Consider the following 21,287-nt stretch of genomic DNA (forward strand, 5'->3'; position numbering starts at 1 on the left):
GCAAGCCCTGATCCGTAGGGCAACTCCAAATCCCTGGAGCTATCGTCCTTGAGCCAACGATCCTTGCTGGCTTGTCATCCCTGACCCTTCCCATTGTAGCCATGCCGCGTTTTGGCAAAACCGGACAATCGCGTTGGCGCGTGTGAGATATCTCCTACGCAGGTGTAAGGAGGGGAGGGCTCTGAGAGTTGGGAGTGATCCTCAGTACGGTTGCACCAGTAAGGGGCAGGGCGCCAGATGGGTGTCCAATAAGAAGCATGCCATTTATGTCTAACTGAGCTAGTTTGAGCCGCGGAAAAAGTTTTAACAATCTGATTTTTAGGAATATTTAAGGGGTCCGGAAAGTGGGCCCGCACCAGTAAGGTGCGAAGGTGCACCACAGGTGCGGGTTTTGGTGCGTTCTGATGGGGCGTTATCACTATGACAAGTGCCTTATGAGCCACTAAGTCGCTGAACATAAGGGGATTATTTTGGTGCTGGAACAACTAATGCAGAGCAGGAGGTGTTTAAGACGAATTGCACAACCTCACCAAAAATGAAAAGGATGACGAAATGAGCATCAAAAAACACGTGAAACTGGGCCTCTCTGCACTGGCGCTTTCCATCTCTTTTAACTCCGTTGCCGCCGAAGACCCGATCAAGGTCGGCATCCTGCACTCCCTGTCCGGCACCATGGCGATCAGTGAATCCACCCTGAAAGACACCATGCTGATGCTGATCGAAAAACAGAACGAAGCCGGCGGTGTCCTGGGCCGTCAGCTTGAGCCGGTGGTGGTCGACCCCGCCTCCAACTGGCCGCTGTTCGCCGAAAAAGCCCGCGAGCTGCTGGCGAAAGAAGAAGTGGACGTGATCTTCGGCAACTGGACCTCGGTTTCCCGTAAATCCGTATTGCCGGTGGTGGAAGAACTGAACGGCCTGCTGTTCTACCCGGTTCAGTACGAAGGTGAAGAATCCTCCGAGAACGTGTTCTACACCGGTGCCGCGCCCAACCAGCAGGCGATTCCGGCCGTGGACTACCTGATGAACGACATCGGCGTTGAGCGCTGGGTTCTGGCAGGCACCGACTACGTATACCCGCGCACCACTAACAAGATCCTCGAGACCTACCTCAAGGACAAGGGCGTGGCCGCTGACGACATCATGATCAACTACACGCCGTTTGGTCACTCCAACTGGCAGGCCATTGTTTCCGACATCAAGACGTTCGGTAACGCCGGCAAGAAGACCGCTGTGGTCTCCACCATCAACGGCGACGCCAACGTACCGTTCTACCGCGAACTGGGTAACCAGGGCATCGACGCGGCCGACATCCCGGTAGTTGCCTTCTCCGTGGGTGAGCAGGAGCTGTCCGGTATCGACACCGGCCCATTGGTCGGCCACCTGGCGGCCTGGAACTACTTCATGAGCGTGGACAACGACGCCAACTACGACTTCATCGACGCCTGGGTTGAGTACACCGGCAACGAAGAGGCCGTCACCAACGACCCGATGGAAGCGCACTACATCGGCTTCAACATGTACATCGAAGCGGTCAAGAAAGCCGGTACTGCCGACGTGGACGCGGTGAAAGACGCCATCATCGGCGTAAGCGTGCCCAACCTCACCGGTGGCTACGCCACCATGATGCCGAACCACCACATCACCAAGCCGGTGCTGATTGGCGAAATCCAGGACAACGGCCAGTTCTCTGTGGTCTGGGAAACGCCGTCGACCGTGGCGGGCGATGCCTGGTCTGACTTCCTGCCGGGTTCCAAAGACCTCATCAGTGACTGGCGCAAGCCGCTGTTCTGCGGAAACTTTAACGTGGTTTCCGGAACCTGTGGCGGCAAGTCTGAGGTCGCTGCCGAGTAAGCTGTAAAACGGTTTTTACTGCTTGCGGGCGGGGCTTGATCCTCGCCCGCGTTTTACCACCGTTTATTCCCTCAACCCTCTATTCTCAGGAACAGGACGCAACCATGGGCATCTACCGACTGCTCAGCCATCTGCTGCTCGCCTGCTGTCTGCTCTGGCCCGGCCTTGCCCTGGCCCAGGTAGAAGACACCGAAGCACAACAATTACTCACCGCGCTGGCCGATTCTTCCTTCTCCGAAAAGAAAACGGTGATCAACCGCATCGCCGGCAGTGGCGACGACCGTGCCCGGTACTGGCTGGAATCTTTCGGCGCCAATAAACTCGGACGCATTGAAGACAGCGGCCAGTTCATCATCGTGTTGTCCAATCGTGGCCGTAACTGGACCGTGGAAGACGCACTGACCAAAGAAAACCTGGGCGAGATTTCCCGCCGGGACATCGACACCATTCGCGTCAACAACGCCCTGCGTAATGAACTCGAAGGCATCCTGTCGGTGATTGATCTCAAGAGTCCCAACGAGGACCAACGTTTATCGGCCGCCCGCGCCCTCAAAGGCAGCGTGAGTGGCACCCTGGCCGAGCGCCTGCCAACGCTGATTGACGAAGAGCAAAGCGCCGACGTACAAGCTGCGCTCACCGAAGCCCTGGCCATCTACCAGGTGGAAGAGCAGGGCGACATTACCGCCGTGGCGACACTCTCCGGCAGCCTCAACTCCGAAGCCCGAGCGGCCCTGCAACAGGCCATGCGCAGCGACGATCCTGCGCTTGCCGCAGCCGCGACCAAGGCCATGGAAAGCATCGAACAGAAACTGAAACTGAACCGCGCCGCCGAAACCCTGTATTTCGGCCTGTCCCTCGGTTCGGTGCTGGTGCTGGCGGCCATTGGCCTGGCCATCACCTTCGGCGTGATGGGCGTGATCAACATGGCCCACGGCGAGCTGATCATGCTCGGCGCCTACACTACCTGGGGTATGCAGCAACTGCTGCCGGGCCAGCCGGGCCTGGCGCTGATGCTGTCCATCCCCGCCGGCTTCCTGGTGTCGGCGCTGGCGGGCATTGCCATTGAACGCACCGTGATCCAGCACCTGAAAGGCCGCCCGCTGGAAACTCTCTTAGCCACCTTCGGTGTCAGCCTGATCCTGCAGCAACTGGTGCGCACGGTGATCTCTCCCCTGAACCGCACCGTGATCACCCCGGACTGGATGAGCGGCTCGGTGATGATCAACGAAGCCCTGTCGCTGACCCTGAACCGCCTGTATGTCATCGGTTTCGCCCTGGTGGTGTTCGCCGGCCTGATGCTGATCATGCGCAAGACCCGGCTCGGCCTGGACGTGCGCGCCGTCACCCAGAACCGGGCCATGGCCCGCTCCATGGGCATCAAGGCCACCAAGGTAGACATCCTCACCTTCGGCCTGGGCTCCGGCGTGGCTGGCCTGGCCGGTGTGGCCTTGTCCCAGATCACCAACGTCGGCCCCAACCTGGGCCAGAGCTACATCATCGATTCCTTCATGGTGGTGGTGTTCGGCGGCGTCGGAAACCTCTGGGGCACCCTGCTGGCGGGCCTGTCGCTGGGCACCATCAACCAGCTGCTGGAACCCTGGGCCGGTGCGGTGCTCGCCAAGATCCTGGTACTGGTACTGATCATCCTGTTCATTCAAAAACGCCCCCGGGGACTCTTTCCCCAAAAGGGCCGTGCGGCGGAGGGTTAAAGTATGTGGCTAACGCGACCTCTGCGTGAACGCTCCACGCAACTGTTCCTGGGCGTGCTGTTCGCTGCCCTGATTGTCGTCACCGCGCTGCACCTGCTGATGCCGCAGGACAGCGCCCTGTATGTGAGTTCCTACACCGTCACCCTGCTGGGTAAATACCTGTGCTATGCACTGCTGGCGGTGGCGGTGGACCTGGTCTGGGGTTACCTGGGTATCCTCAGCCTGGGCCACGGCGCCTTCTTCGCCCTCGGTGGCTACGCCATGGGCATGTACCTGATGCGTCAGATCGGTGATCGCGGCGTCTACGGCGACCCGCTCCTGCCGGACTTCATGGTGTTCCTGAACTGGCAGGAACTGCCCTGGTACTGGCTCGGCTTCGACATGGCCTGGTTCGCCTTCATCATGGTGCTGCTGGCACCGGGCCTGCTGGCCCTGGTGTTCGGCTTCCTGGCCTTCCGCTCACGGGTGACCGGGGTGTACCTCTCCATCATCACCCAGGCGCTCACCTTTGCGCTAATGCTGGCGTTTTTCCGCAACGAAATGGGCTTTGGCGGCAACAACGGCCTGACCGATTTTAAAGACTTGCTCGGCTTTGACCTGCGCACCGACGCCACCCGCCTCGGCCTGTTCCTGGCCACCGGCATCGCCCTGGCCATTGGCTATGTGGTGTGCCGGGGCATTGTCACCAGCAAGCTCGGCCGGGTGAGTGTGGCCTGTCGCGACGCCGAAGCCCGCACCCGCTTCCTGGGTTACCGGGTGGAGCGGGTACAGCTGTTCGTGTTCGTGGTGTCCGCCATGCTGGCGGGCGTCGCCGGCGCGCTCTATGTGCCGCAAGTCGGCATTATCAACCCGAGCGAATTCTCGCCGCTGTTCTCCATTGAAGTGGTGGTGTGGGTCGCCCTGGGTGGCCGGGCTACGCTCTACGGGGCCGTAATTGGCGCCATTCTGGTGAACTACGGCAAAACCGTGTTCACCGGCATCATGCCCGACGCCTGGCTATTCGCCCTCGGCGGCCTGTTCGTGCTGGTAACCGTGTTCCTGCCCAAGGGCATTGCCGGCCTGCTGTTTACCCGTAAGAAAACCAAGGATGAACCGACCACCCCGGCGCAGGAGGCAACCGCATGAGCATCTTGCAGGAACTGACCAACCGCGACCAGGTGTTCGAATTCCTGACCCCGGAAGTGTCACCGGTGGACGTACGCCACGGCCCCATCCTGTACCTGGAGGACGTGAGCGTGAGCTTCGATGGCTTCAAGGCCATCAACAACCTGAACCTCACTATCGACGACGGCGAACTGCGTTGCATCATCGGCCCCAACGGTGCGGGTAAAACCACCATGATGGACATCATCACCGGCAAAACCCGCCCGGACACTGGCTCGGTGTGGTTCGGCAGCCGCCACAACCTGCTCACCAAGAGCGAGCCGGACATCGCCTCCCTCGGTATCGGCCGAAAGTTCCAGAAACCCACGGTGTTTGAAGCCCTCACCGTGTTCGAAAACCTGGAACTGGCCATGGCCGCCGACAAGCGCGTGTTCCCCACGCTGACCGCGGTCATGAAACCTGAATACCGGGGCCGCATCGACGAAGTACTGGAAATGATCGGCCTCAAGGACCTGCGCAGCGCCCCCGCCGGCATCCTGTCCCACGGCCAGAAACAATGGCTGGAAATCGGCATGCTGCTGATGCAACGGCCACGGTTGCTGCTGGTGGATGAGCCAGTAGCAGGCATGACCGAACAGGAAATGGAACGCACCGCCGAGTTGCTCACCAGCCTGGCCGGCAAACAGTCGGTGGTAGTGGTGGAGCACGACATGGGCTTTGTGCGCTCCATCGCCCGCCAGGTCACCGTGCTGCACCAGGGCAGTGTGCTGGCGGAAGGCACCATGGACCAGGTCTCCAACGACCCGGAAGTGATCAAGGTCTATCTCGGGGAGGAAGCCTGATGTCCAGTGACAACCTGATGCTGAAAGTCGACAAGCTCAACCAGTACTACGGCGAAAGCCACACCCTCTGGGACCTGGAACTGGACGTACCCCAGGGCCAGTGCACCTGCGTGATGGGCCGCAACGGCGTAGGCAAGACCACGCTGATGAAATGCATCATGGGCGAGGAAAGCGTGAAAAGCGGTTCCCTGGAATTCGCCCAGGACGTGGAACTCACCCAAAAGAAAATCGAAGACCGCTCCCGCCTCGGCATCGGCTACGTACCCCAGGGCCGGCAGATCTTCCCGCTGCTGACCGTGGAAGAAAACCTGCGCACCGGCCTGGCCGTGCGCAAAGACGGCAGCAAGAAAATCCCCGAGCGTATTTACGAGCTGTTCCCGGTATTAAAGGAAATGAAGCACCGCCGCGGCGGCGACCTCTCCGGCGGCCAGCAACAGCAACTGGCCATTGGCCGGGCGCTGGTGATCGAACCGCGCCTGCTGATCCTGGACGAGCCGGGGGAGGGCATCCAGCCCAACATCGTCGCCCAGATTGGCGAAGTCATCCGCAAGCTGATCAAAGAAGACGGCCTGACCGTGCTGTTGGTGGAACAGAAACTGCCCTTCGCCCGCAAATACGCCGACCGCTTCGCCATCCTCGATCGCGGCCGCCGGGTGGCCGAAGGTGAAATCGCCGGGCTCACCGATGAACTCATCAAGAAGCACCTGACGGTATGACGGTCTTCCAGCGCATAGAGCCCAACGATGGCACCGCCCCTGATTCCGGCCACCGCTTCGACGCCGGCCGGCGCTGGGCCGCGTCTATCGAACTGGGCTTCCAGCTGCGCCCGGACGGCGACAACACCGCCACCCGCATGACAGGCATTAGCCACCAGGGGCCGTTGCGCGTGCAGCGGCCGTTCTACCCGGAAGGCCGCAACGGCTGCTGCCACGTGTACCTGCTGCACCCGCCGGGCGGGCTGGTCAGCGGCGATGCCCTGAGCATTGAGGCCCAGGTAGGCGAGGGCGCCCACACCCTGCTCACCACACCGGCCGCCGCCAAACTCTACAAAGCCGACAGCCACGGCGTGGCCTGGGCCCAGCACACAAAACTCACCGTCGCCAAGGGCGGCGTTCTCGAATACCTGCCCCAGGAAACCCTGGCCTTCGACGGTTCCCGGGGCGAACAGACCACCACCATCGAACTGCAAACCGGCGCCAAATGCCTGGGCTGGGAAATCCTCGCCCTCGGCCGCCCGGCCAGCGACCTGCCGTTCGTCACGGGGCATTTGGAACAGAAGTTCCGCCTACTCATGGACGGCAGCCCTCTATGGCTGGAACGCCAACCCATGGACCCGGCCCATCCAAGATTTAAAGGCCACTGGGGCCAGGGCGGCGCCACCGTGCAGACCACCTTGTGGGTAGTGGGCCTGGACGACGAAGCCGGCGCCATCGAAGCCCTAAGAGAAACCCTGCCCGAGAACCACCGCTGGGCCGTCACCCGCCGCCGCGGCGTTGTGCTGCTGCGCTACCTGGGGCAGGAACGCAACGAAGCCTGGGCCCTGTGCCAACAAGCCTGGGAACTGCTACGGCCACGACTCACCGGGCTGCCGGCCAGCGTGCCCAGAATCTGGCTGACCTGAACAAGACTCACATACAGAACAAGAGCCTAAGAGAGAAATAACTGATGGAACTGACCCCCAGAGACAAAGACAAGCTGCTGCTGTTCACCGCCGCGCTGTTGGCCGAACGCCGCAAGGCCAAGGGCCTGAAACTGAACTACCCGGAAGCCGTCGCCCTGATCAGCGCCGAAATCATGGAAGGCGCCAGAGAAGGCCGCAGCGTGGCTGAAATGATGACCGCTGGCACCAAAGTGCTCACTCGTGAAGACGTCATGGACGGCATCGCCGAAATGGTCGACGAAGTGCAGGTGGAAGCCACCTTTCCGGACGGCACCAAGCTGGTCACCGTCCACAACCCGATAGTGTAAGGAGCCCGCCATGATCCCCGGTGAATACCAGCTCAAAGGCGGCGACATCGAACTCTGCGCCGGCCTCGAGAGAATTCAGATTGAAGTCGCCAACACCGGCGACCGCCCGGTCCAGATCGGCTCTCACTATCACTTCGCCGAAGCCAACCCGGCCCTGACGTTTGATCGCAAAAAAGCCCGCGGCTACCGCCTCGACGTCGCCGCCGGCACCGCCATCCGCTTCGAACCCGGCCAAAGCCGAGAAGTGACATTGATTCCGTTCAGCGGTAGTCGTGAGATCTATGGTTTCAGAGCTGAAGTCATGGGCCCTCTGGACTCCACGAAATGATATCGGGGAGCGAGTGGGAACTACTTTCCGAAACTGTGCGGAGCCATGGATGGCGGAGCTCAAGCGCCACAGGGATGTGCTTGAGCGGGTTTCGGAAAGTAGTTCCCACTTGCTCTCGCACCAAGATTAAGGAAAGAGGCACAGCATGAAAATCACCAGACAAGCCTACGCCGACATGTACGGCCCCACCGTAGGCGACCGCGTAAGGCTCGGCGACACTGACCTATGGATCGAAGTGGAAAGCGACAGCACCCACTACGGCGACGAAGTAAAATTCGGCGGCGGCAAAGTCATCCGCGATGGCATGGGCCAAAGCCAACTGGCAGACGACACCGTGATGGACACCGTCATCACCAACGCCCTGATCCTCGACTGGTGGGGCATCGTGAAAGCCGACGTCGGCCTCCAGAACGGCCGCATCGCCGCCATCGGTAAAGCCGGCAACCCGGACACCCAGCCAGACGTCACCATCGTTATCGGCCCCGGCACCGAAATCATCGCCGGTGAAGGCAAAATCCTCACCGCCGGCGGCATCGACGCCCACATCCACTTCATCTGCCCCCAGCAGGTCGAAGAGGCTTTGATGAGTGGCATCACCACCATGCTCGGCGGCGGCACCGGCCCGGCCACCGGCAGCAACGCCACCACCTGCACCCCCGGTGCCTGGCACATGGGTAAAATGCTGCAGGCCGTAGACTCCCTGCCCATGAACATCGGCTTCCTCGGCAAAGGCAACGCCTCCCTGCCGGAAGCCCTCGAACTGCAAATCCAGGCTGGCGCCATTGGCCTGAAACTGCACGAAGACTGGGGCACCACGCCAGCGAGCATCGACAACTGCCTCACCGTGGCGGACAAATACGACGTACAGGTGGCCATCCACACCGACACCCTGAACGAATCCGGCTTCGTGGAAGACACCCTGGCCGCATTCAAAGAACGCTGCATCCACACCTACCACACCGAAGGCGCCGGCGGCGGCCACGCACCCGACATCATCACCGCCTGCTCCAAGGAATACGTACTGCCGTCGTCCACCAACCCGACCCGGCCCTACACCGTGAACACCATCGATGAACACCTCGACATGCTGATGGTGTGCCACCACCTGGACCCGAACATCCCGGAAGACGTCGCCTTCGCCGACTCCCGCATCCGCCGGGAGACCATCGCCGCAGAAGACATCCTCCACGACCTGGGCGTGATCTCCATGATCGCCTCCGATTCCCAGGCCATGGGCCGGGTGGGCGAAGTGGTGTGCCGCACCTGGCAGACCGCCCACAAGATGAAACAGCAACGCGGCCTGCTGCCGGAAGACGAAGCCCTGGGCGCCGACAACCTGCGCGCCAAGCGTTACATCGCCAAGTACACCATCAACCCCGCCATCACCCACGGCATCGGCCACGAAGTGGGCTCGGTGGAAGTGGGCAAACTGGCGGACCTGGTGCTGTGGAGCCCGGCCTTCTTCGGCGTGAAACCCGCCGTGATCCTGAAGGGCGGCATGATCGCCGCCGCGCCCATGGGCGACCCGAATGCCTCCATACCCACGCCTCAGCCGGTGCACTACCGCCCGATGTTCGGCGCCTTCGGCAAAGCCGCCAGTGCCACCCGCCTGAGCTTTGTCAGCCAGGCCGCCATCGATGCCGGTATCAAGGAAAAGTTGGGGCTGGATAGCCGCCTGTCCGCCTGTAAAGGCGTGCGCACCGTGCGCAAGGGCGATATGAAACTGAACGCCGAATGCCCGCACATCACCGTAGACCCGCAAACCTACGAAGTGCACGCCGACGGCGAACTGCTTACCTGCGAGCCGGCGACCGAACTGCCGCTGGCCCAGCGTTATCACCTTTTTTGAATAGACAGCTCATGGCTGCTTCAGGAGCCCACATGCTTGAACTTACCCAACGGGTCGGCCCGGTAGAAACCGCCGAAATCCACGACCACCTCACGCTGCCCTTCGAGCTGCGAATGCGCGGCCGCCTGCGGGCGAAAACCGACACCGGTTACGACGTCGGCCTGTTCCTCGATCGCGGCCAGGTATTGCGCGAAGGCGCCTTCCTGCAGGCCGAAACCGGTGAGATCGTTCGCATCCGCGCCGCCGATGAGCCTGTCGTCACCGCTCGCATCGAACCGGGCCTGGGCCTGGCGCGGTTGTGCTACCACTTGGGTAACCGCCATGTGTCTCTCGCAATAGGCAGCGACGATGCCGCCAACGACGGTACTCTCGATGGCAAGACCGGCTGGGTCCGTTTCCCACCCGATCATGTGTTGGAAGAATTGGCCGAGCGGCTCGGCGCCACCCTGGAACACCACCGCGCGCCGTTCGATCCGGAACCCGGTGCCTATGCCCAATCCGGGCAGGGCGAGCATTCCCATTCACACGGACACAGCCACTCGCATAGCCACGGCCATAACCATGACGACACTCACTCTCACTGACAGCAGCCAAACGGCCGTGGGCGACCTGGCCCTGCTGGGCCTGCTGCAGCTGGTCAGCCCTGCGCTGCCCATCGGCGCCTTTGCCTGGTCTCAGGGCTTGGAGAGCGCCTTCGAGCTGGGTTGGGTGACCAATGAGAACGAACTGGGCGACTGGCTGGAAGGCGTGCTGGAAGACGGCCTGACCCAATGCGAACTGCCGCTATTGGTACGCCTGCAGCAAGCCTGGGCCAACCACGATGGCAGCACCGTGGCCGAGTGGAACGACTGGCTGCACGCCACCCGGGAAACCGCCGAACTGGTGGACGAAGACCTGCGCCTGGGCGCGGCCCTGGTGCGCCTGCTCGGCAGCCTGGAACTGCTGCCGAAAGAAGGCCTTCTACCCAAAGACCCCGGCTACGTCACCCTGTTTGCCTGGGCCGCCCACGTGCGAACCGTACCCGCCCGGCAGACCCTGCTCGGCTTCGCCTGGGCCTGGCTGGAAAACCAGCTGGCGGTGGCGTGCAAAGCCATGCCCCTGGGCCACACCGCCGCACAGCGCCTGACCGAACGGCTGCGCCCGAAACTGGTGATGGCGGTGGACCACGCCCTACAGAAAGAAGACCACGAACTCGGCCCGGTATTGCCCGGCCTGGCGCTCGGCAGCGCCCTACACGAAACCCAGTATTCACGGCTTTTCAGAAGCTGAACAACAAAGAACAGAAACAGGAGAACACGCCATGAAACATTGTCTGAGAGTTGGAGTCGGCGGCCCGGTAGGCTCCGGTAAAACCGCCCTGTTGCGCCAGCTGTGCAAGGCCCTGAAAGACCACTACGACATCGCCGTGGTCACCAATGACATCTACACCCGGGAAGACGCCGACTTCCTGCTGAAACACGATGCCCTGCCAGCGGACCGCATTCTCGGCGTCGAAACCGGCGGCTGCCCGCACACCGCCATCCGCGAAGACGCCTCGATGAACCTGGCGGCCATCGACGATCTGCAAAGCCGCCACCCGAACCTGGAGCTGGTGCTGGTGGAATCCGGCGGCGACAACCTCTCCGCCACCTTCAGCCCGGAACTGTCCGACCTCACCCTCTACGTGATCGACGTGTCCGCCGGCGACAAGATTCCCCGAAAAGGCGGCCCCGGCATCACCAAATCCGACCTGCTGATCATCAACAAGATCGACATCGCCGAACAGGTACACGCCTCCCTGGATGTAATGGAGCGGGACAGCAAGAAAATGCGCGGCGAACGGCCTTTCGTGTTCACCAACCTGTACGACGGGGTAGGGCTGGAGGCGATTATCAGCTTCATTCTGGAGCGGGGGATGTTGCCAGAGCGCCGGCCTGAGAAGCTTGCTGAAACCGCTTAACGAAACCGAATATTGAGTTTTAAACGAACGACGGAGAGACAACCATGAAACTGACTAACCGACTGACTCTGACTGCTGGCCTGCTTCTGATCTCTGGCGCTGCCTTTGGTCACGCCGGCCACGAAGCCCTTGGCGATGGGGTGCATATCGAATATTTCCTGGCGGCTGGCGCGGTTGCCGCTGTTGGCATCTATGTACTGACGCGGCATAAACGAGATGGACAGGATTGAGCAAAGTTCTTAACCGATCCGCTCCTTGATGTTATTTAAAGCCGCTCCGAACACGAGCGGCTTTTTCGTATTGGCGTTACCAAATTTTACGTCCCACGGGTAGGAAGTCGCCTTACGATTAGGCTAGTGTGTAGTTATAAGAAACGGACTGACGCCGCTGTTAAGGATAACGGATGGATCACACACAGATACTAATCGCTTCCCAAAACGACGCCCCAAGCACCATCCGGTATCTGATTTCGCAGATCATACTGGCGGCGCTCACCAAACTTCCCCAGCTCAAACGCGAAGCTGAATACGCTGCTCTTAGCTCATCTTCCAGAACGATCCTGGCCGAAAAACCATTTGCCTTTATCATGAAAATCATAACTATATGAAAAGTGTTCCGAAGTATGGCAAGAAATATCCCGATATAGACTGGGGTTGTGATTACTTTCAAGTCGATGGGTTTTCATCGATTGAAAAGATAAAAATATGTCATGTGAAAGTAAATGATATAAAGAAGATATCAGAAGCTTTAGCTAGAAGAGTGCTTGATACTTCGTGGATGACGACATTAGATGCTGGAAGCCAAAGGGGCTTTGAGAAAACCGTAAAGGAAACCGCTTCCGCTTTAGTAGAAATTTTCGAGCAAACACAAGATCTTTCAACTATAGGAAGTGAATTCGGCGAAGTTATGGTTTCGATTGGATCAACAAAAGCGCTTGAAACAATATTTAATCATCAGGTTTTGCCCATAGCAGAGCTTTGGAAGCCAAAGCTAAAGCAAAACGAAGGTTTTGATTTTCATACGGTTTGCAAAAATGAGCTGATTAATTTCGGCGAGGCGAAATATTCAGGAAGTGTTAACCCTCATGGTGATGCAATAGATCAGTCAAAAGGATTCATTGATGACGAAAAGCATCTACGAGATTATTTTTATTTAAAAGATCTAGCTCCAAATTCTTCGGTCGAAAATCTAAATAATGATAACTTTGGGATTGTTGCTTCGTTCTCTATAAATTCTTCTAATCCCATCCATATTTTGGAGAATGCTGTCAAGACAGCCGAGCTAAAGCTTGGTTCCGATTGTATAAAGTCAGTATACCTGGTTGGGGTAAGTAAATGAGCATACTTGATATTTCGCATAGCGAAGATCCAGCCCAAGGTATAACAGAATTGTTAGGAATCCTTCATAAAGAGGGGCCTATAAATCCTGAAATTCTGGAGAAGATATCATATTACAAAAAGTTCCACGATAAAATATTCCGAGAGGAAGAAGAAAATATCATAGTGTCTCTGGGGCTTTTTTATAAGATGCCAGAGCCAAGCAATTTATATGCATTTTTGTTATCTGGAATAGGAAGGGAAAATAAAAGAGAGTATGGCGAATATTTAACACCTGTGCAGGCAAGTGTTAGAAGAGCTGTAGATGAGTATAGAGTAACATCTATATCGGCGCCTACAAGTGCCGGTAAATCCTATTCCATAAGAGATTTTATCGCAGAGGATGATGGTGATGCTGTAGTAATTGTACCTTCGAGAGCTTTGATTGCAGAGTACGTTAGCACTATGAGGCGTAAATTCAATGGCGACAAGAGAGTGATGATCTCATCTTTTGTAGATGATGTTTTTAAATCAAGGAATCCCCGAAGAATATTTATTCTCACTCCTGAGCGTGCTAGAGATATTTTTTCCCTTAGTTTAGATCTGAATATCAAGGTGTTTTTCTTTGATGAGGCACAAGTTTCAGAAGAAATTGAAAGAGGAGTAATATTCGATGTACTCGTTCGACGAGTTAAAAAACACTTCAAGCAAGCGAAGTTGATTTTTGCTCATCCATTTGTCGATAATCCAGATGCGCAACTAAAAAAACACGGGTTTTCTGAGAAGGAGGGATACGCGAAATCGTATACGCATGGGACTGTAGGTAAGATATTTATTTACGAGCATAAGAATAATAATTATTACCATTTTTCTCCCTTTCTGGAAAAGGGTCATCAAATTAGAAATTGCGTAGAGTTTGAACAAGATTTTTCTGAGTTTGCTTTTGATGGTTCTCACTCTGTATTGGTTTATGTGTCAAAGTCATCGATATACAATGGAAAATATATCCGGCCGTTCAGGAAGTTTATAGACAGATATGAGCGAATAGATTATGGAGAGTCGGAAAGGATAATAAGCACGATCGAACATTTGCTGGGTGCTGATAAAGATGAGCATAAATCTGATTTGGTAGAATTATTAAGAAAAGGGATTGTAATTCATCACGGTTCAGTGCCGTTAGAAGTCCGTTTTCTTGTCGAAGACTTGATAAGAAAAGGATATGCTAAAATCTGTTTTGCCACTAGTACGTTAGCGCAAGGCGTTAACATGCCCTTTGATATCGTTTGGCTTGATAACATGAGAATTCTTGGCGATAACGACCAAGGTAGATCTTTGTCATTTAAGAATCTCATTGGCAGAGCTGGTCGGCTTTCTAATGAACCAAAGTTCGATTATGGCTACGTTTTTACAAAAAATCCTAAACTTTTGTCGCAACGAGTTAAGGACAAATTTTTCCTGGATGAGATGTCGGTTATTGATAACACGGAAACTGTTCAAGACCCAGATAGCTCAGAGCTTCTTGAATCGATTAGAGATGGAAGTTATGACGATGAAAAACAGGCTCCTATCACTAAAATAGAGCGGTTAGGAAGATTAGAAATAATAGAATGCTGTGAGTCGATTCTAAATATTGTTTATTCTGGCAATTCAATAAAAAGTGCTCTCTATGGCTCGGATAATCACTCTAATAGGGAGTCGTTAAAAATATATTTCCGATTAGTATATGAGGCATCAATTGATAGGCCCTTATATGATGGTGAATTAGCTGTGTTCAGACAGGCCATATCAATTTTTATTCTTTTTATACAGGGTCGGTCTTTTAGAGAAATTGTTGGTATTCGCTACAGCTATATTTCGAGGAAGGATGAGGGCCGTCGTGGTTATGCTGCTTTTTCTCAGCCTGCTGCGAGGTTGCCAAAAAGCACTCTTGTCAAGTCATATTCAATTTTTGATGAAAAGACGCTTGCCAAAAACGTGAGCTATGATGCAATCGTTTTTGATACCTATGACTATTTGGATCAGGTTATTTCTTTTTCCTTGACAGAATCATTTATTGCGGCATTTAAGGTGTATAAAGATCACGTATCGGATAAAAGAGCAGATAAAATTATAGAGTTGCTTAAGTTTGGTACAAATGATGTGGTGCAGACCCTATTGATGCGGTATGGTTTTCCACCTGAAGAGGTCTCTGAACTTTCCAATTACATTGCATTTATTAACGAGGATATTATTTCTTTTAGTTCTGATATTGCTAATGCTCCAAAGTATTTGCAGGAGTTGGTTGAATGGTATTTGCCAGGTTAAAAAAATGATGAAAGGCGTCAGGTCGATTTAAAGTTGATCAGCTCAGCCTGAGAGAGTTGTTCAGTTAGAATGCCGGTTGGAGCCAATGGATAGGCTCACCAAAATAGGAAAACCCGGATAGATTTATTTTCTCGGTTCCTCCCTTGGCTAAGAGCTAATGTAAGTCACTACCAACCGTCGCCGTGCTTCAGTTAATATCGGCTGCCAGCACAGAAAGGATTCTGTGATTCAAAAGCAAGGAAAAGCTGATGCCAAGACAGGCCAAGGTGATTGTGTCCGGTTTTCCCCGCAATATTGTTCAACGCGGACATAACCGCCACTCGGTGTTCGTCGAACGCCCTGATTTTGAGTACTACCTGGCGAACCTCCAGGAATGGAAACAGGTTTATGAGTTGCAGGTGTTCAGTTACTGCCTGATGACGAATCATGTTCATCTGGTCGTTCAAGCAAACGACAACGTGACCGCAATTCCTCAATTGATAAAGCGTCTGGCTGGTCGGTAGACTCGTTTCGTAAATTCCCTAGAAAACCGCAGTGGGTCGTTGTGGTAAGGACGCTACAAGATTAGCCCAATAGATACAGGCGCCTATCTGTTGGCTTGTTGTCGCTATGTGCAACTCAATCCTGTTAAAGCAGGAACGGTGGATAACCCCGAGTCGTATGAGTGGCCAAGCTATTCTACGCGGGTAGGGGCGTCACATTGCCAATGGTTGGGTGAGCTCGACACCTTTCGCGCACTGGCAGGCAGTCACCAGATGAGGGTTAAAGTTTATCGGCAGTTTGTTGAGTAGGAAGGTGCTTCTCCGTCAGATGAATTGATTCGGGTGCCGATCGATAGCAATAGGCTGTCCGGTGGCAGCAAGTTCGTCGATGAAATTGAAAGCCGTATCGGTATCAGGGTTGAAACTCGTGAGCCGGGGGAGGCCAGCGTTCGAAAAATAGATCTGTCCTAATTTTCGATCGTCCCGGTTTTCTCTAGCATCAAGCGCGGATTTTTCACGCGCTCAGATTAGGCGAATTACCGCTATACCGGTTCACGTCTGCGTTGGAGGCCCTCACCTAAAGAGTATTTTTATGATTTTGAATCCGGCATGTTCTAATCTACTTCGGGACTACCTTTCGAAACGCCTGTCCCCTCTGACTTTTCGTTCCTCAAAAACTTGTCGAGATCACCTCGGGAAGATATGAATATGAGCATCGCCAAATTGGAGAAGGTCTCAACGGATTTGTTTGGGTCAACGTCTGCTGGGAATAGAAGTTTCGGAAGTTCGCTGATCAGTCGGATATCCGGGGCTTGCTTAAAGTTTCGGTAATCGTCAAACATTCCAGAAAACATCGGTGGTAGGTTCTCGTGAAGATGCACCATCCCCCCGATTTTGTCAGAACTGAGGTATTGGACATCCTTCACCCTTGAATTTAGGAGGCGACTGAAACACATTGGGCATGGTTCCAATGATGTGGTGACGCGGCAGGAAGGCAGGTCCTCATAGGTAACTCGCCGCTCAAGCTTGTTCATAACGACCATCTCGGCGTGTGCCTGGCTGTCAAAGCGAGGATCAAACATGCTATTGCCACCGATTGCGAGCGGGAAATTGTCGATATTGTAGGCGACGGCACCTACCCCATAGTTTCCCTTGGAAGCTGCGTCTGCGGCTATAATACAAACCAGAAGCGCCTCAGCTGCTTGCAGATCGACTACGCCGTCGGTCTGTTCATGAATCGGAGCGGGACGTATTGGCTCTTTTCCTCGCGGAAGGATTTCGTTCCTGGGGCTTACGCCAAAAACTTCGTAGAACTCTGCGCACAAACGTTCCTGCAGCTCAGGCCACCATCGACCGTCCATTTCGATAAGCAGCTTACTGGCGTGACTGGCGATGGCCTGCGAAGGAGAATGGAACCGTGGAGCGTTGGCGCGAGTGGTCAATTTTGAGAGAAGAATAATGAGATTGTTTGCATGCACCAACCCTGAGTCAAGAATGCTCCAGTCGATTGTCGAATCCTTAGGATCTGCTCGTTCCGGCTCAGCAATGAATCCGTATGCCCCAATGACCGCATCGAAGAATTCCTTGTCAGTCTTCGTCCCTGCTCCAAAGTTCTTGTACTTTGCGTAAGAACGGTATCTATAATTTTTGCTATCAACGTTGTGCCCGAGGTGTGCCGCAATATCTCGCTCGATAATTCGGTAGAGCGCGGAAATGAATTTGTGCTCATCACGACCGAATGAATATAGGCTGTTCACCACCTCCTCAAGTGCACGGCGAAGCACATAATGCCGAAGAGCCGAAGCAATGGCAGGTCCATAGAATTCGTTCCACAGTGAAACATCCGAGGCGTTCGCAAACTTGTTGGTGGCGAACCACTCGTTGAAGGAGATGATCCAGTATTCTTTTGCAAGCAGCTTTTCCTCTGCAGTGTATAAGCCCCAACTTTTTGGCAGATTTACCTCGTCGAAGTAATGGAGTTCGGGAATCGCATCATGAAGCCGCGTATAGAAAGTGGTGTATTGAGACCGTAGTTGGAGAAAGAGGGAGGCGCCACCGCTTTGTTCGGAGAATTTCTTGGAGCGCCACCAGCTATAGCGGGAGAACCCTAACGCTAAAATGCTAACGCCAAGTGCGATTGCAGCTATGACTACCTCCGAGCTCTCTGGCATGAAACTTTCCCTGGGTTCAGGATCTATACAGAAGGTGAAACAGATTTTTTTTGCGCTAACTTTTCACCACTACGAAAGCATTGGGAATGAATCCTACTTAATTGCTATGACACGAGGGCGCGGACCAATCCTTTCGCTTTAGGTGTGGCGCGAACTCCCGGGTAGCCAATACACACTCCACCTGCATTCTTTCACCGGAAAAGGTTTCTCCCCGCAGCACTACCTTGACAGTGGCCTCTCCTTTCAGGCTGTCCACGAAGTCCGCGAATTCAACGTAGTGATCGGCATCCCGGGTCGTTTGATCCGGAAACGGGGCAAATACGGTTTCATGTGCTGCATGACGGCCTGCCTCGATGGTGACTGGCAGGGCATCGGTCAGCTTTTTGACCACCAATTGCTGCGTCCTCTGTTCTACTTGGGTGTTGACGTATTCGACGCCCGTTAGCCGGACCACCCGACTGCCGACAAAGACCTCCGCCTGCTCCTTCAGCATGGTGTCGTGGTAACCCGGGCTGCCTTGATTGAAGTACACCATCTGGGCGCTGACCAGGAGATAGTTCTTGCCGCTCGGGTAGGTCTTCTCGAAGAACATAACCTGCCGTGGAGTTTGCATTGTGACCTCCGGCCCCTGCATAAGATTTATGCCCTGGGTCACGAGGGTACCTATGGAAATGACGAAAGCGGCGAGGGCGAGGATATCCGTTTTGCGCTCTATCTGGATGCCGAGAAACCGGATCATGGGGATTCATCTCCCGTGACTGTCGGCCCCAGAAAATGTAGGTCACGGCCCATTTGCTCCTTTATGAAGCGGGATAGCTCTGCTTTTTCAGCGTCTGTCAGCTCGCCGTCGTCGAACACGATCACTACGGGCGAATCGAGATCCCAGGTTGCCGAGGCCGACGGGGATGCCATTTTGATAGGCTCATCCGGAAATTCCGGCTCGTCCGGCGGCGGCATTTCTGTTGAGGGTATTTGACCGAGCAACGGGGGCTCCAGTTCATCAGGTGATGGCATCATTGTTTCTCTGGGATTAGCCACGAGATTTGTTGCCGTCCCAAGAACAGCAAGGGTCAAAGACGTAGCTTTTAAATGTTTCACAATCGCCTCCACTGACGGCAGAGAGAGCTTCAGATACTGCCAGTCGTGTATGTGTTTCGGTTAATATCGCCTAACTTTTTTTAAACTGCGGACTTGTTTCTCGTATTCATCTTTCCAGAGCTTCATCAAGTTGAAGCCCAACATGATTCCAAACTCGCTCTCTCCGTAGTAATTAATACCAACCTCAAAGGTGTTATCGAAGGTCAGTAGCGGGCCAACTCCTGCTGTGCTAATGCCTGGCCTGTCGGTCACGGTAATGGCAAGTGAAGTTCCGGAGAGGTTGGAAAGCCACGTATCCTTGAACCAGCGGTTGCTCTCATCCCAGTAATTAATCCCGATTACTTCTACATAGATCGTGGGTGCGAATCGATCACCGTCAGTCGCTTTATCGATCCACTCTGCACCAATCGAGGGGTGCATTAAAATTATCTGCTTCGGCGGTGGGCGGCGAAATCCTTGGGTGTAAGTGTCATCGTAGCGGTCGTGCCACCAATCTGTGAATGCGAGCTCCCAGGGCCAGAGCGGTTTTGACTCGAAAAGGTAGCGGTCCCACGCGTCGTCTTTCTTAGTGATTTGTTGCTGAAGGATTGATAGAAAATTCCGACTGTTTGTTCGAGCTTGGGCACGACTATTCCGCAGTGCTTTGGCCAATGGTTGAACGGCTTTTAACCCCTGATTGCATGATTCGGCGGATTCGCAGGCCTTCTGCACCTGATCGACTAGCGAAATAGCAGGAATTTCCGGTGTGCTGGCGCAGCCTGCCTGAGCCAAGTCTTGGGAATCCTGCCGGGCATTGATTCGGTTCAGCCGCAGCCCCGGGCCCCAGAACCAGCTATTGTCCTTATAGGCAGCCAAGTCACACACGTTACCTTTCTGCTCAAGCTTCCCGATATCGGCGGCAGCCAACTCGGCGCGCGCTTTCAAATTATTGCTTAGCAGCTGCAAACTGTTCTGGCCGGAAGATTCGAAAGTGCCGGCCAATTCTTCATAGCCTGCGGCCTGCAACTGCCAGAAGATCAATTGATCGGTCTCTGTGGTTGCCATGTCGATAGTCGTTTTGTCGAGCGTGCATACAAGAAAGGTTCGAACGTCTGCCGGTGTTGCATTCTCCGGCGAGCAGTTGCCATTGGCGATGGAGGCATATGCAAGTAAGAGTGCGGAGGCGAGTATGTGTTGTGCGGTCATCACGACAGATCCCCCAGTAGGCCGTGAATTTCCCTCTTGTAGTTTCTGGCAATTTCCAGTACCGCGGTTATGCTCTGGACAAACTCCTTCATGGTTGATGCCTCGTTAACCCGCAGCTTTTCGAGTGCCGTGGTCATGGATTTAAATTGGGCCAGCGGTGTCTGCGCATCGAACTGCTGTTTGGCGTTATTGAAGGCTTCTTTGTCTATCGCTGTGTATCCCTTAATGCTGTTAAAAAAGGGAATGTGGGCCCTTGGGTCTCGCAGGTAATGATTTATGGAGTGTATTTGGGTTGATGACAGACGCGAGAGTTCAACGGGGACGTAACAGTGTCCATCATCGGGGTGAAGCCATTGGGTTGGGGGGTGAAACGGCCGGAACTGACCTACCGGGTCGAACTTATGGTTGAGGTTGAGGAGAGTTTGGCAGATTGCCCCTGAATCCCCCCCAGGCTTGAAGTTGGAGTTGATGTAAAAACTTTCTTCATCGTCCGCCCGTGCAAGAGTGAAGCTGGCATTGGCGATCAGTGACACTGATTGGAATTTGAAATCGCCTTTCAACGTATCGATCGAGCCATGTTGCTGTTCAATGCCCTCATTGAACATTGCCTTCAGAGTTTTCTCAACAACGGAAGTGCCCAGTGAATGGCCTAGAACCGAAAACGTTGCGTCCCCATTCTGGTCGAGTTCTTGGTTGATGATGTCTAAACACTGTCGACCCACATAAGTTATCACTGCGTCAGTCACGCTCGGGATTGTATAGAAGAACAGCAAATCCATTACGTGGGTTCGTAAAAACTGCTTGCGGCTATCTTCTCCCTTTGTTGTCAATGCCTTCTCGTGTAGTTCGTTGAAGAAGTCGGCGCCTGACTTCATCAACGGTGTCCTGGGAGCAAGCATTGAAAACTGCCCAAGCATGTTCTCCCAATTATTCAGGATTCGAACGATTGCGTCGTCGTAGTGAATAGAATGAAACACAAGGTCGTCTGTGTTGCCCAGGACAGAATATTGCTTCCAACAGGCCTCGAAGCCGTCCTTGAGCGTTAGCCCGTCGTCCTGTTCTTCAGTGGTGACCCAGTCATTCGCGTGTTGACCCACACCGTGGACACAAAGGAGGTGGTGTTTAGCCATGCCGTTCAATC

General features: G+C 54.8%; 22 protein-coding genes. 17 read left to right on the forward strand and 5 right to left on the reverse strand.

Annotated features, from left to right (window positions below; genetic code table 11):
* Positions 1-552 precede the first annotated feature (552 nt).
* The 17 genes from urtA (at position 553) to FCS96_RS20135 (ending at position 15,713) form a co-directional block, all read left to right on the forward strand.
* Positions 553-1,851, forward strand: coding sequence for an urea ABC transporter substrate-binding protein (urtA, locus tag FCS96_RS04120; RefSeq protein WP_138438947.1), 1,299 nt, complete (start codon positions 553-555; stop codon positions 1,849-1,851).
* A gap of 104 nt (positions 1,852-1,955) precedes the next feature.
* Positions 1,956-3,560: an urea ABC transporter permease subunit UrtB gene (gene urtB, locus FCS96_RS04125; RefSeq protein ID WP_138438948.1), complete on the forward strand. Its 1,605-nt coding sequence runs from the start codon at positions 1,956-1,958 to the stop codon at positions 3,558-3,560.
* A 3-nt stretch (positions 3,561-3,563) separates the two neighbouring features.
* Positions 3,564-4,685, forward strand: coding sequence for an urea ABC transporter permease subunit UrtC (gene urtC / locus FCS96_RS04130; RefSeq protein ID WP_138438949.1), 1,122 nt, complete (start codon positions 3,564-3,566; stop codon positions 4,683-4,685).
* Positions 4,682-5,506 (forward strand): urea ABC transporter ATP-binding protein UrtD, encoded by an 825-nt coding sequence (gene urtD / locus FCS96_RS04135; protein WP_138438950.1) that lies wholly within the window; start codon positions 4,682-4,684, stop codon positions 5,504-5,506. The genes urtC and urtD overlap by 4 nt, the downstream gene beginning before the upstream one ends.
* A 17-nt stretch (positions 5,507-5,523) precedes the next feature.
* Positions 5,524-6,222 (forward strand): urea ABC transporter ATP-binding subunit UrtE, encoded by a 699-nt coding sequence (gene urtE, locus FCS96_RS04140; protein ID WP_138439640.1) that lies wholly within the window; start codon positions 5,524-5,526, stop codon positions 6,220-6,222.
* Entirely contained in the window at positions 6,219-7,127 is a 909-nt protein-coding gene (locus tag FCS96_RS04145; RefSeq protein WP_138438951.1) for an urease accessory protein UreD, read from the forward strand. The genes urtE and FCS96_RS04145 overlap by 4 nt, the downstream gene beginning before the upstream one ends.
* 44 nt (positions 7,128-7,171) lie before the next feature.
* A complete protein-coding gene (ureA, locus tag FCS96_RS04150) occupies positions 7,172-7,474 on the forward strand; it encodes an urease subunit gamma (protein WP_138438952.1) in 303 nt (100 codons plus the stop codon).
* Between the two features lie 10 nt (positions 7,475-7,484).
* Positions 7,485-7,802 carry an urease subunit beta gene (locus FCS96_RS04155; protein WP_138438953.1) on the forward strand — a complete coding sequence of 106 codons (318 nt, stop codon included), beginning with the start codon at positions 7,485-7,487 and terminating at the stop codon, positions 7,800-7,802.
* A 145-nt stretch (positions 7,803-7,947) separates the two neighbouring features.
* Positions 7,948-9,651, forward strand: coding sequence for an urease subunit alpha (ureC, locus tag FCS96_RS04160; RefSeq protein WP_138438954.1), 1,704 nt, complete (start codon positions 7,948-7,950; stop codon positions 9,649-9,651).
* 32 nt (positions 9,652-9,683) lie between these two features.
* Entirely contained in the window at positions 9,684-10,235 is a 552-nt protein-coding gene (gene ureE, locus FCS96_RS04165) for an urease accessory protein UreE (RefSeq protein WP_138438955.1), read from the forward strand.
* A complete protein-coding gene (locus FCS96_RS04170) occupies positions 10,213-10,920 on the forward strand; it encodes an urease accessory protein UreF (protein WP_138438956.1) in 708 nt (235 codons plus the stop codon). Before ureE ends, FCS96_RS04170 begins: the two co-directional genes overlap by 23 nt.
* 31 nt (positions 10,921-10,951) lie before the next feature.
* A complete protein-coding gene (gene ureG, locus FCS96_RS04175; protein ID WP_138438957.1) occupies positions 10,952-11,590 on the forward strand; it encodes an urease accessory protein UreG in 639 nt (212 codons plus the stop codon).
* Positions 11,591-11,634: 44 nt separating this feature from the next.
* Positions 11,635-11,820: a hypothetical protein gene (locus FCS96_RS04180; RefSeq protein ID WP_138438958.1), complete on the forward strand. Its 186-nt coding sequence runs from the start codon at positions 11,635-11,637 to the stop codon at positions 11,818-11,820.
* 173 nt (positions 11,821-11,993) lie between these two features.
* Positions 11,994-12,197, forward strand: a complete 204-nt coding sequence (locus FCS96_RS04185) for a hypothetical protein (RefSeq protein WP_138438959.1) — start codon at positions 11,994-11,996, stop codon at positions 12,195-12,197.
* Positions 12,194-12,928 carry a hypothetical protein gene (locus tag FCS96_RS04190; RefSeq protein ID WP_138438960.1) on the forward strand — a complete coding sequence of 245 codons (735 nt, stop codon included), beginning with the start codon at positions 12,194-12,196 and terminating at the stop codon, positions 12,926-12,928. The genes FCS96_RS04185 and FCS96_RS04190 overlap by 4 nt, the downstream gene beginning before the upstream one ends.
* The gene (locus FCS96_RS04195) at positions 12,925-15,210 is read left to right on the forward strand and encodes a DEAD/DEAH box helicase (protein ID WP_138438961.1); all 2,286 of its coding nucleotides are present in this window, start codon (positions 12,925-12,927) and stop codon (positions 15,208-15,210) included. Before FCS96_RS04190 ends, FCS96_RS04195 begins: the two co-directional genes overlap by 4 nt.
* Positions 15,211-15,458: 248 nt before the next feature.
* Positions 15,459-15,713 carry a transposase gene (locus tag FCS96_RS20135; RefSeq protein WP_212747036.1) on the forward strand — a complete coding sequence of 85 codons (255 nt, stop codon included), beginning with the start codon at positions 15,459-15,461 and terminating at the stop codon, positions 15,711-15,713.
* 593 nt (positions 15,714-16,306) lie between these two features.
* Here FCS96_RS20135 and FCS96_RS04205 read toward each other — a convergent pair.
* The 5 genes from FCS96_RS04205 to FCS96_RS04225 form a co-directional block, all read right to left on the reverse strand.
* On the reverse strand, positions 16,307-17,863 hold the full coding sequence (locus tag FCS96_RS04205; protein WP_138438962.1) for a nucleoside deaminase: 1,557 nt from the start codon (positions 17,861-17,863) through the stop codon (positions 16,307-16,309).
* 97 nt (positions 17,864-17,960) lie between these two features.
* The gene (locus FCS96_RS04210) at positions 17,961-18,602 is read right to left on the reverse strand and encodes a hypothetical protein (protein WP_138438963.1); all 642 of its coding nucleotides are present in this window, start codon (positions 18,600-18,602) and stop codon (positions 17,961-17,963) included.
* Entirely contained in the window at positions 18,599-18,961 is a 363-nt protein-coding gene (locus FCS96_RS04215) for a hypothetical protein (protein WP_138438964.1), read from the reverse strand. Before FCS96_RS04215 ends, FCS96_RS04210 begins: the two co-directional genes overlap by 4 nt.
* A 60-nt stretch (positions 18,962-19,021) precedes the next feature.
* The gene (locus FCS96_RS04220; protein WP_138438965.1) at positions 19,022-20,146 is read right to left on the reverse strand and encodes a hypothetical protein; all 1,125 of its coding nucleotides are present in this window, start codon (positions 20,144-20,146) and stop codon (positions 19,022-19,024) included.
* Positions 20,146-21,276 carry a hypothetical protein gene (locus tag FCS96_RS04225; RefSeq protein ID WP_138438966.1) on the reverse strand — a complete coding sequence of 377 codons (1,131 nt, stop codon included), beginning with the start codon at positions 21,274-21,276 and terminating at the stop codon, positions 20,146-20,148. The genes FCS96_RS04220 and FCS96_RS04225 overlap by 1 nt, the downstream gene beginning before the upstream one ends.
* Between the last annotated feature and the right edge of the window lie 11 nt (positions 21,277-21,287).

Source organism: Marinobacter alexandrii (genome assembly GCF_005871205.1).
Classification (GTDB): Bacteria; Pseudomonadota; Gammaproteobacteria; order Pseudomonadales; family Oleiphilaceae; genus Marinobacter; species Marinobacter alexandrii.